This is a genomic window from Pedobacter sp. SL55 (assembly GCF_026625705.1).
Classification (GTDB): Bacteria; Bacteroidota; Bacteroidia; order Sphingobacteriales; family Sphingobacteriaceae; genus Pedobacter.
Map to the genome: position 1 here is coordinate 3,072,726 of NZ_CP113059.1, position 14,859 is coordinate 3,087,584.

8 protein-coding genes are annotated in these 14,859 nt (G+C 39.4%); 6 read left to right on the forward strand and 2 right to left on the reverse strand.

Translation table 11 applies throughout. The features are described from left to right. Positions 1 to 100 precede the first annotated feature (100 nt). From OVA16_RS13735 to OVA16_RS13760, 6 genes are all read left to right on the forward strand, one after another. Positions 101 to 2,566 (forward strand): glycoside hydrolase family 2 TIM barrel-domain containing protein, encoded by a 2,466-nt coding sequence (locus OVA16_RS13735; protein WP_267760333.1) that lies wholly within the window; start codon positions 101 to 103, stop codon positions 2,564 to 2,566. Between the two features lie 261 nt (positions 2,567 to 2,827). Further along, on the forward strand, positions 2,828 to 3,991 hold the full coding sequence (locus OVA16_RS13740; RefSeq protein WP_267760335.1) for an alginate lyase family protein: 1,164 nt from the start codon (positions 2,828 to 2,830) through the stop codon (positions 3,989 to 3,991). Further along, positions 3,988 to 5,499, forward strand: coding sequence for a hypothetical protein (locus tag OVA16_RS13745; protein WP_267760337.1), 1,512 nt, complete (start codon positions 3,988 to 3,990; stop codon positions 5,497 to 5,499). The genes OVA16_RS13740 and OVA16_RS13745 overlap by 4 nt, the downstream gene beginning before the upstream one ends. An 11-nt stretch (positions 5,500 to 5,510) precedes the next feature. Then, positions 5,511 to 6,689: a glycoside hydrolase family 88 protein gene (locus tag OVA16_RS13750; RefSeq protein ID WP_267760339.1), complete on the forward strand. Its 1,179-nt coding sequence runs from the start codon at positions 5,511 to 5,513 to the stop codon at positions 6,687 to 6,689. 571 nt (positions 6,690 to 7,260) lie between these two features. After that, positions 7,261 to 9,309 carry an FUSC family membrane protein gene (locus OVA16_RS13755; RefSeq protein WP_267760341.1) on the forward strand — a complete coding sequence of 683 codons (2,049 nt, stop codon included), beginning with the start codon at positions 7,261 to 7,263 and terminating at the stop codon, positions 9,307 to 9,309. Between the two features lie 127 nt (positions 9,310 to 9,436). Then, a complete protein-coding gene (locus OVA16_RS13760) occupies positions 9,437 to 12,295 on the forward strand; it encodes a DEAD/DEAH box helicase (protein WP_267760344.1) in 2,859 nt (952 codons plus the stop codon). Positions 12,296 to 12,381: 86 nt separating this feature from the next. Here OVA16_RS13760 and mnmA read toward each other — a convergent pair whose 3' ends face one another. Then, positions 12,382 to 13,473 (reverse strand): tRNA 2-thiouridine(34) synthase MnmA, encoded by a 1,092-nt coding sequence (gene mnmA / locus OVA16_RS13765; protein WP_267760347.1) that lies wholly within the window; start codon positions 13,471 to 13,473, stop codon positions 12,382 to 12,384. Positions 13,474 to 13,636: 163 nt separating this feature from the next. Continuing rightward, positions 13,637 to 14,656 (reverse strand): LacI family DNA-binding transcriptional regulator, encoded by a 1,020-nt coding sequence (locus OVA16_RS13770; protein ID WP_267760349.1) that lies wholly within the window; start codon positions 14,654 to 14,656, stop codon positions 13,637 to 13,639. Positions 14,657 to 14,859: the final 203 nt, after the last annotated feature.

The window sequence follows — 14,859 nt, forward strand, 5'->3', positions numbered from 1 at the left end:
CAACCCTCTTCGTGTATTTTATACAACAAGAAGTGGTTGGCTAATTCAAATAGGTTTTGTAGCTTCATCATTTTAATTGGTTAACCAAATAGTAAGCTGTATGTTCAAACAAGTGAGAATAATTTTTCTATTTCTTTTTATTGCAAATCACTCGCTGCAGGCTCAACAAGCCAAGCGTTTAAATACAGACTGGGAGTTTGTAAAGCAAGATTTAGGCGGTATTTGGGAAGCCGTTCGACCTGTGGGTAAAGGTAATCCCGAAGAACTTCCGTTTTGGCAAAAAGTAAACCTGCCACATTGTTTTAACGCAACAGATGCGGTTGATCCAGATGTGCATTACTACCAAGGGGCGGGCTGGTATCGTACCAATCTGGATATTGAAAATCCGTACCAAAATGGTAGAACTTTGCTACACTTTGAAGGTGCAGGACAAAAAACACAGGTTTATATCCACACTACAAAAGTAGCCGAACACGTTGGTGGTTACGATGAATGGACAGCAGATATTACCGACGCAGTAGCAAGATTCAAAAAATCGTCACTTTTCAAGTCTCAATTTAAAGGAAAAGTTCCAGTGATTATCCGTTGCGATAACACTCGTGATCTAGAAATGATGCCTTCGAGCTTGTCAGATTTTAACGTATATGGTGGTATTTATCGCTACCTAAATCTAGTTTACAACCCACAATTAGCGATAGATAAAGTATTTGCACATGCAACAGTTGATGCTAAAGGTGCACAAGGTAAACTTACATTAAAAGCTCGTTTCTTAAATCAAGATAACTTAAAAGAGGCTGCGGTTAAAATTGACTTGGTAGATCCTAACGGAAAAACTGTTTTTACGGCAAATAAAAATATAGCCAATTTTAATGGCGATGAATTATTGGTAGAAACCAATGTGAAATCACCAAAACTGTGGTCTATAGAAGTGCCACAGCAATACGAAGTAAGGGTTAGCTTAACGGCCAATGGACAAACGTACAACACTACACAGAAAATAGGATTTAGGCATTTCGAGTTTGTGAAAAAAGGGCCATTTACGTTGAATGGGAAACGAGTTTTGCTACGTGGTACGCACAGGCACGAAGATCATGCTGGCGTAGCGGCAGCCATGACCGAAGAAATGATGGTAACAGAGATGAAGATGATGAAAGAAATGGGCGTAAATTTCATCCGTTTAGGGCACTATCAACAATCTCGTATCATCTTAGATTTATGTGATAGCTTAGGTATTTTAGTTTGGGAAGAAATTCCGTGGTGCCGTGGTGGTTTGGGCGGAGCGGTTTACCAAGAACAGGGCAAGCGGATGCTTACCAATATGATCGAGCAGCATTATAACCATCCATCTATTATTATTTGGGGCTTAGGTAATGAAAATGACTGGCCAGGCGATTTCATTGAGTTCGATAAAGAAAAAATAAGAACTTACATGAAAGAGCTGAATGATTTATCGCACAAACTAGATCCATCAAGAAGTACAGCGATTAGACGCTGCGATTTCTGTAGAGATATTGTAGATGTGTATTCTCCTTCTATTTGGGCTGGTTGGTACCGCGGTAACTACACCGAATATAAAGAGATATCTAAAAGCGAATTTGATAAATCTGAACGTTTTCTACACGTAGAATGGGGCGGAGATAGCCATGCTCGTCGCCATTCGGAAAATCCAGACAATGCGTTAGCAAAAATTAAAACAGGTGGCGGCGGAGATGAAAGAGCTGGCGATGCTTCTCTTTATGGCGGTGGCGCAAGGGTAAGTAAAGATGGCGACTGGAGCGAAAGCTATATCGCAAACTTGATTGACTGGCACTTAAAAGAACAAGAAACTATGCCTTGGTTAACAGGTACAGCTTATTGGCCTTTCAAGGATTTTAGTACACCTATTAGACCAGAAAATCCCGTGCCTTATGTGAACCAAAAAGGCGTAGTAGAACGAGATTTTACTAAAAAGGAATCGTTTTACATTTTCCAATCTTATTGGACGGATAAACCAATGGCGCATATTTATGGACACTCTTGGCCTGTGCGCTGGGGAGCTGAAGGAGAAGAAAAAATGGTAAAGGTATATTCTAATTGTGATGAAGCCGAGCTGTTTGTAAACGGTAAAAGTTTAGGAGTTAAAAAACGCAACAGCCAAGATTTTCCGGCTGCGGGTTTACGTTGGTTGGTGCCAATGCAAAAAGGAACCTATCATATTAAAGTTGTTGCCAAAAAGAGTAAAGTAACGGTAACCGATGAAATTACACAAGAATACCAGACAGAGAAATGGGGCAAGCCAGCTAAGTTGGTACTTCAGAAAATAAGTGAAGCCAATGGTTTAGTTAAGGTAGAAGTTAAGGCTTATGATGCCAACAACGTACTTTGTTTAGATGCAGCAACAGAAGTTAAATTCAAATTATTAGGCGATGGAGCCTTGATTAAAGACCAGGGAACTTCTACCGCATCTTCTAAAGTTCAGCTTTATAACGGAAGAGCAGCAATTAGCCTCAAAACAAATGATAAAAAGAATGTGGTGTCAGTAAGTGCCGCAGGTTTACCAACTGAGTTTTTAACGGTTGAAAAATAAGAGTAGGCACTTTGTCATTCTGGACATAATGAAGAATGCGTAGTAGCTACGAAATAAATTTATTAACCACAAAGACACAAAGAACACAAAGGTTTAATATTTATGTTGCCAGCACTCCAACAACAGATATAGCTAAGGTAGGCATCTCCGCCAACATCTAGTGATTAGAGATTAATGTGCTCACGTTGGCGTCCTCGCCAATGTGTAGCTACTAAAATAAATATTTGATGATATCGTCAAAACTTAAAATTAACTACAACGATGAAAAAACAGCTGTTGATAATCATGCTTTTTACGCTGACGATAAACACAGCTTTTGCACAAAACACATATAAAAGCCAAGCTACAGCGATATTAAAAGCGCAGGTGTTAAAAGAGGCCGAATGGGCCATGCAGCAAAAGCCAATAACGGTTACCGCAAGTAGTTCGCCGCACAGCACAGGTGGTAAGCACGATTTTTTTTCGGAAGGCGATTACTGGTGGCCAAACCCAGCAAATCCAAACGGGCCTTACGTTACCAGAGATGGCGAGACCAATCCGGATAATTTTGTGGCGCATCGCCATGCCATGATCCGCTTTAGCGAAATTATTGGGGCATTGGCTTCGGCCTATAAAATCACTGGAGACGAGAAGTATGTGAAGCAGGCCATTGTTCATTTAAAAGCTTGGTTTGTTAATGAAGAAACGTTGATGAACCCAAATTTGGCCTATGCCCAAGCCGTAAGAAATCTATATGCAGGCAGAAGTTGGGGCATTATAGACTCTATTCATTTAATGGAGGTAGCACAAGGAATTGTAGTGATCGAAAAGTCTAAATCATTTGATAAAGCTAGTTTAACCGCCATTAAAAAGTGGTTTTCCGATTATATCCTTTGGTTAAATACCAGCAAAAATGGCATTGCCGAGAAAAATGCCAAGAACAATCACGGCACCACATGGGCAATGCAAGTGGCCTCTTTTGCTAAGTTGGTAAACGACCAGCCAATGTTAGACTCATTAAAACTGCGATATAAAAATGTGTTTCTACCTAATCAAATGGCTACAGATGGAAGTTTTCCTTTAGAATTGGCCCGCACCAAACCTTATGGTTACGCTATCTTTAATTTAGATGCCATGGTAATGCTTTGTCAAATTTTATCTACACCAAAAGATAACCTGTGGACTTATCAAACAGCAGATGGAAAATCAATCAAAAAAGGATTAGATTACCTTTATCCTTACATTGCAGATAAATCTAAATGGCCATTAAAACCCGATGTCATGTTTTGGGAAAACTGGCCGGTGGCACAACCTTTTTTATTCTTCGGAGCGAATTACTTTGGCCAGCAAACGTGGTTTAACACTTGGAAAAGCTTAGATTTAAAACCTAGCAACGAAGAAGTAATCAGAAATTTACCAATTAGACATCCCTTAATTTGGTTATGATGAGAGAAAAGCTGTTATCGCTTAGTTTATTATGTTTAACGTTTTTTGTCAATGGATTTGCGCAAGAACCGCAATCCAATCTGATAAAGCTATCTAAAGATGGTCGCTTAACCTATTTGCCAAACGCCAAAGGCGATATCATTCCAGATTTTAGTGCAGTTGGCTATCATCAAAATAATAAGCAAATACCTCAGGTTAAGGTGCTAAAAGAGTTAGTTCCAAACGGTACTAACGATCAACATCAAATACAAGAAGCCATCAACGAATTGGCAAAACTACCAATGAACAAAGATGGTTTTAGAGGCGCTATTTTATTGAAGAAAGGTACTTATAAAATCCCTGGAAGTATCCATATTACTACTAGCGGCATTATATTGCGAGGAGAAGGTACAGCAACTAAATTAATCGCCACTGGAACTGGTCAACGTAAACTCATTAGCGTAAATGGTACTGGCAAACCAAAAGAAGTACCGCATACCAGAGTACAAATTACAGATGCTTATGTTCCGGTAGGAGCAAAATCATTTACGATTAGCAAAGCCGAGAGCTTTAAGGAGGGAGATGATATCATGATTTTTCGCCCTGGTACCACAAAGTGGATACAAGATATAAAAATGGACCAGATTGATGCTCGTGATGGAACGGTGCAATGGAAAGCAGGTGAATACGATTTGTACTTCGAGAGAAAAATTGTAGCCATAAAAGATAACCAGATTACAATTGATAATCCGGTAGTAATGGCCATGGAGATCCAATACGGAGGTGGTGAAATTTATAAATATACTTTTGAGGGTAGAATTAGTGAAGTGGGTATAGAAAATATGTTATTGGAATCAGCTTATCAGAGCGATACGGATGAAAACCACGGTTGGGATGCCGTATGGATGAACCGCGTAGAAAATGCTTGGGTAAGCAACGTGACAAGTAAATATTTTGGCTATTCGTGTGTAAATCTAGCGACTTATAGTAGACAGGTAACGGTACAAAATTGCACTTCTTTAGCGCCAAAATCTAAAGTAGAAGGTGGTAGAAGGTATTCTTTTAATAACGATGGTCAGTTAAATTTAGTGAGAGATTGCCTCGCCGATGAAGGCCGTCACGATTACGTAACCGGTGCGAAGGTGGCTGGGCCCAATGTGTTTTATAACTGTAAGGCAACTAATGCGAAGGCTGATATTGGTCCGCACCACCGTTGGGCGGTAGGCACGTTGTACGATAACATCATTACCGATGGCGATATTAATGTGCAAGACAGAGGAAATTGGGGCACAGGGCATGGTTGGGCGGGTGTAACACAGATGCTTTGGAATTGCAAGGCCAAGAAAGTAACGCTGCAAAATCCTTACGTAAGTGGCAACAATTACGCTATTGGTGTTATAGCCACTAAAAGCGAAGGCAGATTAAAAAACCGTCCAGATGGGATATGGGAGGGCTTCAATAAAAAGGAATTGAGAGTGCCATCATTATATATTAAACAATTGGTAGATAGAAAAAAGACAAATAATTAAGCGTAACACGTATGAAATTAAAAATTACAGCAGCATTTTTATTGGTTGCCATTGCTGCACAGGCTCAAAAAATAGAAGTGTCTAAAGCATTTAAACAAGCTACCGAACAAACGGATATCTTGGTGAAAAATGTAGACTCGGCAAGGAAAATTAAACCAAACTTGGTATCTCCCAGAACAGTAGAAAACGGACAGCTAAAAATGGTGGTTTCTAGAGATTGGACCAGTGGCTTTTTCCCGGGAGAGTTGTGGTACTTTTACCAACAAACTAACGATAAAAAATGGTTAGAATTGGCCAAAAAATATACCGAAGACATCAAAAAAGAGCAATTTAACAAAGGTACGCACGATCTGGGTTTCATGATTTATTGTCCCTTTGGCAACGGTTATCGTGTTACTAAAGATACGGCCTACAAATCGGTAATTATTCAGGCAGCCAAATCGCTGTCTACTCGTTTTAATGCAAAAGTTGGTGTGATCCGCTCTTGGGATCATAGTGGAACCAAGTGGGATTATCCAGTAATTATCGATAACATGATGAATTTGGAGTTGTTATTTGAAGCTACTAAGTTTACTGGCGACTCATCTTTCTATAAAATTGCAATCTCTCATGCAGATCATACCATGAAGAACCATTATCGTCCAGATTTTAGTTCTTATCACGTGGTAGATTACGACGTAAATAAAGGTGGTGTAATTAAGAAAACAACAGCACAAGGTTATGCCAACGAATCTTCTTGGGCTAGAGGGCAAGCTTGGGGTTTGTATGGCTACACTTTGATGTTCCGTTATACCAAAAATCCTAAATACTTAGCTCAGGCAGATGCCATATCAAAATATATCCTTAATAATAAGAGCACACCAGCCGATGGTATTCCTTATTGGGATTATAACGACCCGCAAATTCCGAATGTTTCTAGAGATGCTTCTGCGGCTGCAATTACCTCTTCGGCATTGTACGAGCTGGCCAAGTATAGCAAAAATGCAAAAACTTACAAGGCAGCAGCCGATAAAATTTTGCGTTCGTTAAGCACTGCCTACATTAGTAAAATAGGAGATAATTACGGTTTCATCTTAGAACACAGCACTGGTCATCGTCCTAATAATTCTGAAATAGATGTACCAATTAACTATGCAGATTACTATTACATAGAAGCATTGCGCAGGCACCAAGGGAAATTCAATTTTTAATAGGGGTTAGGTATTAGAGATCAGTGGTTAGGGATTAGTGGTTAGGTATTAGGGATTAGTGGTCAGGTGTCAGTACACAGTTTACGTTCATTGCCAAAACATCTTCTTCAATCTGCGGGAAAATCAGCGGGAAAATCAGCGGGTTTATTTAGGGGTTAGGTATCAGTGGTCAGGTGTCAGTTTACGTTCATTGCCAAAAAATCTTTTTCAATCTGCGGAAAAGATCAGCGAAAATCTGCGGGGTTATTTAGAGTTTAGGTATCAGTGAACAGGTATCAGTGGTCAGGTATCAGTCTACGTTCATTGCCAAAAAATCTTCTTCGATCTGCGGTAAAATCAGCGAAAATCAGCGAAAATCAGCGGGGTTATTTAGGGTTTAGGGATTAGTTGTTAGGGATCAGTTGTCAGTTATTGAAGAGGTTCTAGGTTAAAATCTCCTTCAATCTAGGTAAGCATCCGCAAAAATCTGCGAGAAAAAAAATAAACAAATGAACCAATAACCAAAACCGTCTACCGTAACTAACACCTAATACCTAAAAACTGCGCCTTAATAACTACCTTTGCCGCCAAAATGTGGTTTTCGCTTAAAAAAATCTTCTCTGCTGTTTCTCGTGTCTTTACTAGCGAGCACACGGTAGATGCCTTACGCAATACTTTATCCGTTATTATGCCAATTGTGTTTTTTTACAAAATAGGTTGGCCAACAACTGGTATAGGCGTAGGTATTGGCGCTTTAATGATTTGCATGACCGATCTCCCGGGCAACCGAAGTGATAAGTTTAGAGCAGCTTGGATAAGTGTACTAATCTTTACCATTATAGCTATGCTAACCGCTTGGAGTACCATTTCTCCTATGTTAATGATTGTGGTGGTGGTATTCGTTACATTTTTGCTTACCATGGGAGCAGTAATGGGGCAGCGCATGGCGGGCATTGGGTTAATGGGCATTATTCTAGCCACTTTTACCATCGGTTTAAAACCAAAAGATCCACTGCTTTATGGCAATTATATTTTCTGGGGCGGTGTTTGGTATTACCTCATTAGTTTGTTGCAAATTTCCGTATTTCCGTATCGTTCTTTGCGCAGAGCAATTAAACAAACAGAAGAGCAAACCGCGGCGCTGCTAAGATTAAGGGCAAAGGGTTACAATCCAAAAATAAGCTTATCGGGTTTTAACCAACGCAACATGCGTTTGCATCTTAAATTGGCAAACAGCCACGAGTTAATAAGGCAGCTGCTGCTTAGCGATCGTAAAGCGATACAGCAATTAAACCTTAAAACAGCAGTATTTTTAGAAAAATCTATCAATCTTATTGATTTATACGAGCAAGTAAGTGCGGTGCATTATGACTATCCGTATTTGCGAAGACAATTTGAAAGTACGGGCGTATTGCCTTTTATTCAGCAAAGCATAGAGTTGCTTGCCACGTCGTTGGTAAAACCGCAACATCAATTAACCATTACCCAATGGGAAGATTTGCGTAAGGCTTTAGCCTATAAAGTAGAAATTCTGGAAGAAAGTAAAAAGAACCTGCTCAGACAGATTTTAGCGAATATCGATGAAATTTATGCTTTAATCACATCTATTCATCAGCCTCAAGCTTATTTAGATCAAAGTACAGAGCGCTATCGCGATTTTCTAACCCTCACGCCAGTACAGGCAAAATCCTTTAAAAGCCATTTTTCTCTACGTTCGCCCATTTTTCGTTTTGCTTTGCGTTTATCTGCCTTAAGTTTGGTAGCCATGTTATTAATTACTTGGCTAACCAAAGAGCATTATAGTTATTGGCTATTGCTTACTATGGTAATTGTAAGTCGACCAAGCTACGGGCAAACCATTAAACGCAACGCAGAACGGGTGGTTGGCACAGCCCTTGGTTTATTAATAGGGTGGAGTTTAAGTCAATACGTAGCTACTCCCGTGCAACTGTTGGTAAGCGTATTTGGTTTATTTGGTTTTTTTGCTTTCAATAGGATAATTTATAGTCTAAGTGCGGTTTGTATTACTGTAGCTGTAATTTTATGCTTAAACGTTTACGATGGTAATCTATGGAAATTGGTATCAGACCGAGCTGTATTTACAATTTTGGGAGTATTGTTATGTTTGGGCGCTACTTTTGTATTTCCTATATGGAATGCCCCACGATTGAGCCATTTAATGACCGAGGTAGTTAAAGCCAACCTGCTTTATTTCCAAGCGGTAGTAAAATTAAAACCCAATGATCCAAATACAATACACCAGACCAGATTAGCTAGAAAATTAAGTCATCAGCAGCTATCTGCATTAAGTGAAGCAGTATATGCGGCACAAAAAGAACCTTTGAAAAGAAAGCTGAATTGGTCGCTGATCAAGCGTATTCAGCTGTTCAGTTATCAATTTAATGTACTTACGGCGGCTTTTGCGGGCTTGCAAAAACAGGGTGGCGGCAATTTTTCTGCCGCAGATATTTTTGAAGTAGAGCGTAATTTGCAACAATCTTTAGCCAATATTAAGCAAATAGAACTAACAGAAGCAACAGATTTACCTATATGGGAAGATAAGCCGATGCAGTTAGTGGAGGTTTCGGGCTATTTGGCTGCGCTTAGTGCTAATGCTGTAAAGCAATCACAATATTTGTAATCCTATTTGTGCTTGCCAATACGGTAAAATGAGTAATAAAATCTTTCAACATGCCTTATTGTTCTAACGTTAAAGTGTGCTAAGCCCCAACCAAAATTCCTATCTTTATCGCTCCTTAGAAATAAGCATGCAGGAAAAACAAGATGAACTAAAAAGTAAGCTAAACTATGATAAGTTATTGCCTATCATTAATAAAAGTAAACATAGTTTAGCTCAGCCAGTTCAACCATCTGCAAATTTGGTGCTTATATTTAGTCGCCACCGCCACTACAGGCATTTGGTAATTGAATTGGTTAGTGCCGAGCAAACCAAACAAGGAAAACTTAAAAACCCGCTTCAAGCTGTAGATCCGTTAGATTTACTTTGGCAAACTGAAAATCAGCAGGAACTGAAATTTTTTGCGGCCGTAAGTAAGTTTAAGAACCATTATCAAGAAAGTCAAGTAGCTTCAGATAAGCAAGCCTTAGAAGCCATTACTGCCAACCCATTAAATCTAGCCATTTATCTGCACGACGAAAAAGTTGCGGCAACCGTGAATGCAAATTCGGTAATCAAAATTGATTTATCGATGCTAAAGCCAGAATTTGAGCTGAACATTGATGAAAGAGCTGGCCAATTTGCTCTAGAAGGTGTGTTGCACCTTGACGGAAAATCATTTGATTTAACGACTATTGAAACCCGTTACCAGTATTTTATTCAGTTAAAGCAAAAGCTATATCTGGTTAAAGATCCTTTTTTTCTTTCGCTGATTGATTTTTTTAAGCAGCATCGCAATCAGCTGGTGCTAGAACAAGAGGTTTATGAAGATTTTCAAAAAGATATACTCGATGCTTTAGAGGAAAAAGTAAAAATCAATTATTCTTATTTAAAGCCCGCTACAAACAAACAAATAGTAGAGCAAGGCTTCGATTTAGAAAACGAACAACTGATTTATTTAACAGAATCCGAAGATTACGTATTGCTTACACCGGTAATGCGCTACGGAGGGTTAGAAATCCCAATCATCTCGCAAAAGCAAATCAAAGCTAAAGATAAGCGTGGGCAAATGTTTACCTTACAGCGTGATGAACCACGAGAGTTGCAGTTTATTACGGATATTGCCAAAATGCACCCGTATTTTGAAGAACAAGCGAAAGAGTTTGCAGAACAGCTGCACGCCGATTGTTTTTACATGCACCGTAAGCATTTTCTATCTCCCGAGTGGTTTTTAGAGGCTTTTGAGGCGTGGCGTAGCAAAGGGATTGCCATACTTGGTTTTAATGGTTTAAAAGAAAACAAACTAAGTGCATACAGGGCCAATATCGATATCAAGGTAATTAGTGGGATAGATTGGTTTGAAACTGCTGTTAAAGTGCAGTTCAACAAGCAAACAGTATCCTTAAAACATCTACATAAATCCATTAGAAATAAAAACAAATTTGTACCGCTTGATGATGGTACGCTTGGTTTGTTGCCCTATGAATGGCTGCAAAAGTTTGAAGGCTATTTTGCCGCTGGCGAAATTACCGAAGAAACCTTGCGAACGCCAAATATCAGCTATGCTGCAGTAGAAGAATTTTACGAGGAAGCATTGTTAAGTCTCGATGCCAAAGAGCGGTTGCAAATGTACCGCTCTAAACTTGCTGCTTTTGATCAGATAGAAGAAACCAAAGTGCCAGCAACGCTAAATGCTACCTTGCGGGCTTATCAGAAAGAAGGTTTAAATTGGCTCAATTTCTTAGATGATTTCAATTTTGGTGGCTGTTTGGCAGATGATATGGGGTTGGGGAAAACCATTCAAGTGTTGGCGTTTATTCTCTCTCAGCAAGAAAAAGTATCGAAAAACACTAATTTGATTGTCGTTCCGGCGTCTTTAGTGTTTAATTGGCAGCAAGAGATCAAAAAGTTTGCGCCAACGCTTAAGGTAACTACCATTTACGGGGCAAACCGTGTAAGGCAGCAAAAAGACTTCGATAAATATCAAATTGTATTAACCTCTTATGGTACTTTATTGGCTGATGTAGCTTGGCTCAAAGCATATCGTTTTAACTATATTTTCTTAGACGAATCGCAATCTATTAAAAATCCAGACTCGCAACGTTACAAAGCCGCTCGTTTACTGCAATCGCGTAATAGAATTGTGCTTACCGGCACGCCGATAGAAAACAATACCTTCGATTTGTATGGTCAATTGTCTTTTGCCTGCCCGGGCTTGTTGGGCAACAGAGAATATTTCAGACAGCAATATTCGGTGCCGATAGATCAATTTAACGATACCAGAAAAGCTGAAGAATTGCAGCGACGAATTAAGCCATTTTTATTACGCAGAACGAAAGCTCAAGTAGCCCAAGAACTGCCAGATAAAACAGAAATGGTTATTTATTGCGAAATGGGACAAAAACAGCGAGAAATCTACGAAAGTGCCCGTAACGAAATTAGAGATTATTTGATGGGACGTTCGGAAGATGAGCTTACCAAAAGTAGCATGCACGTATTGCAAGGCATTACTAAGCTTAGGCAAATTTGCAATTCGCCTTCGTTAATCAGCAAAGAAAAATTTTACGGCAATGCTTCCGCAAAAATGGATGTATTGTTAGAGCAAATAGAGAGCAAAGCTCCTTATCACAAAATTTTAGTGTTTTCGCAATTTGTAGGGATGCTGAACTTGGTAAAAGAAGCTTTAGAAGAGTGTGAGGTTAAGTTTGCTTACTTGAGCGGACAAACCAAAAATCGTGAAGCGGTAGTCAATTCCTTTCAGCAAGACCAGGGAACTCGAGTTTTCTTAATCAGTTTAAAGGCAGGAGGAGTGGGCTTAAACCTTACCGAAGCTGATTATGTGTATCTCATTGATCCTTGGTGGAATCCAGCGGTAGAAAATCAGGCCATAGACAGAACTTACCGCATTGGGCAACACAAAAATGTAATGGCTGTACGTTTAATTTGTCCAGATACCATTGAAGAAAAAAATCATGCTGATGCAACAGAAAAAGAAAGATTTAGTTACTGATTTAATTAAAACTGATGTTTCTGTGTTCAAATCTCTTTCTAAGGAAGATTTGTTAAGGTTGATTTAGAATTAACTTGAGCTACAAATTAGATCAAAAACCCACCGCCAAGTAAATCATTACCTTCGTAAAATACAGCCGATTGGCCTGGTGCGATTGCAGAAACCGCATGGTCAAAAACTACACGCATATTGTCTTTTTCTTGCACAATGGTACTCAAAGTACCAGCATCTTTATAACGGATTTTGGTAACTACGTTATCTAAAGGCTCGTTAATATTTTCGTACTTAATCAAATTTACGTTTCTAACCATCGCTTCACGGCGTTCCAGTTCATCGGCCCTGCCTAAAACAACGGTATTGCTTTCTGGCAAAATTTGGGTAACAAACATCGGCTCGCCAAAAGCCACGCCTAAACCTTTCCGTTGGCCAATGGTATAAAACGGATAGCCTTTGTGTTGCCCAATGACCATTCCTTGGCTATTCACAAAATTTCCACCAGCTACACGGTCTTCTAAATCTTCTACTTTGTGTTTCAAGAAAGCACGATAATCGTTATCAGGAACGAAGCAAATTTCATAGCTTTCGCTTTTCTTGGCCAGTTCTTCCTGTCCCATATCCAATGCCATTTGCCTAATTTCAGATTTTGCGAAACTGCCCAATGGGAATTTAGTTCTTGCTAAGTTTTGTTGCGAAACACCCCACAAAACATAAGATTGGTCTTTGTTTTCGTCTTTACCCTTCGAAATTACGTAACGGCCGCTATCTTGCTGACGTATGTTGGCATAATGTCCAGTAGCTATGAACTCACAATCTAATTTGTCGGCACGTTTTAGTAAAGCTTCCCATTTAATGTAAGTGTTGCAAAGTACACAGGGGTTTGGCGTTCTTCCAGCTAGGTATTCGTCCACAAAGTTGTCGATTACAAAATCGCCAAATTCATCTCTAATATCTAGAATGTAATGGGGGAAACCATAATTTACAGCCAATGTACGAGCATCATTAATGCTATCTAAGCTGCAACAGCCGGTTTCCTTGCTATTGGTGCCAGAAGTGGCATAATCCCAGGTCTTCATGGTTAGGCCAATTACCTCGTACCCTTGTTCGTGCAACATTACAGCTGCTACCGAACTATCTACTCCGCCACTCATGGCCACTAAAATTCTACCGTGTTTGCTCATTGTTGTAAATCAATTTGCAAAATTACGCAATTAGTTTAAAAGTGTTGATAGCTCAGGTCGTGACAATGTAAAAAGACGTAAGTTGCCACAGATGCACAGATGGATTTTAATTGCATAATTTAAACTAGATCACTGATATCAGTGCATCTGTGGCAAATATAAGCTACCTGCTACTCGATTTTCTTACCTGCAATTCCGTGTCTAGCAAAACGGTTTCGGCAGGGCCGATGTCTTTTCCCTTTACCAAATTAATTAACGTTTGTGCTGCCAATTCTCCAATTTGTTTTGATGGTTGACGTACGGTGCTTAAAGGTGGGTTTAGGATAGGAGCAAGATCAGAGTTGCTGAAACCTATCAAAGCAATATCCTCTGGTATTTTGTAGTGATGATCGTTTAAATAGGCAAGCGTTTTGGTGCTCAATAAATCTGTAGCTGTAAAAATAGCTTCTGGTTGTTGTAAAAGCAGGTCGGCCATGGCTTTGGCAATATGCTCGTCTGCCTTTTGTGGGTCCGAAGTATTACAAAACTTAACCAGCTCTTCCTTGTAAGGTATCTGATGTGCTGCCAGCGCTTGCTTGTATCCTTCGAAACGCTCGTGTGTCATCGCTAAAGTAGATTTGCTGCTTAAATGGGCTATTTTTGTGTGTCCAGCTAAAATGAGATGTGCTGTTGCTTGGTAGGCGCCTTGAATATTGTTGGCAGTAACCTTATGTACATCTAATTCTCCCGTTATCCTGTCGAAAAGCACAATAGGGAAGCCTTGCGATTGCAATTCTTTCAGATGGCTAAAATCGGTAGTTTGAAAAGATGGAGAAATCATAATTCCATCTACACCGCTTGCATATAAAAGGTTAATGCAGGCTTTTTCCTGTTCATAAGATTCCTTGCTCTGCATAATGATAATTTGGTAGCCGCTTTCCGTACAAATTTGATCAATCCCATCAAGCATTTGTGCTACAAAACTATTATCTATGGCGCAGATGACCACACCAATAGAACGTGTCTTCCCAACTTTTAAGCTTCTAGCCATTCGGTTGGGCACGTAATTGTGTGCTTTAGCGTAGGCTAATACCAATTTTTTGGTTTCCTCTCCAATTTCGTGGCTATCGGTAAGCGCTCTCGAAACCGTAGAAACCGAAATATTTAAAGCTTTAGAAATATCGCGAAGGGTTATGTTGCTCATTTTTAAAATCCCTATAAAGGTAAGGTAAATTGCGAAAACTACTAAATTCTCTTTTTTTTGATCTGTTGTTTAGCTCGATTTGTAATTGAGAGCGATTTGATAGCTATATCCATTCATAATTAATAAGGATGTAAATCTGCTTTAGTTAAACCAGATTTTTTAAGCTTTAAACTGCTTTTTTTGAAAATATTTAGTTTTTAACT

Bases quoted from the DNA above. Each gene is read 5' to 3' on its own strand.
- OVA16_RS13745 (WP_267760337.1), top strand. From the start codon at position 3,988: ATGATGAGAGAAAAGCTGTTATCGCTTAGTTTATTATGTTTAACGTTT.
- OVA16_RS13755 (WP_267760341.1), top strand. From the start codon at position 7,261: ATGTGGTTTTCGCTTAAAAAAATCTTCTCTGCTGTTTCTCGTGTCTTT.
- OVA16_RS13760 (WP_267760344.1), top strand. From the start codon at position 9,437: ATGCAGGAAAAACAAGATGAACTAAAAAGTAAGCTAAACTATGATAAG.
- OVA16_RS13750 (WP_267760339.1), top strand. From the start codon at position 5,511: ATGAAATTAAAAATTACAGCAGCATTTTTATTGGTTGCCATTGCTGCA.
- OVA16_RS13770 (WP_267760349.1), bottom strand. From the start codon at position 14,656: ATGAGCAACATAACCCTTCGCGATATTTCTAAAGCTTTAAATATTTCG.
- OVA16_RS13735 (WP_267760333.1), top strand. From the start codon at position 101: ATGTTCAAACAAGTGAGAATAATTTTTCTATTTCTTTTTATTGCAAAT.
- OVA16_RS13740 (WP_267760335.1), top strand. From the start codon at position 2,828: ATGAAAAAACAGCTGTTGATAATCATGCTTTTTACGCTGACGATAAAC.
- mnmA (WP_267760347.1), bottom strand. From the start codon at position 13,473: ATGAGCAAACACGGTAGAATTTTAGTGGCCATGAGTGGCGGAGTAGAT.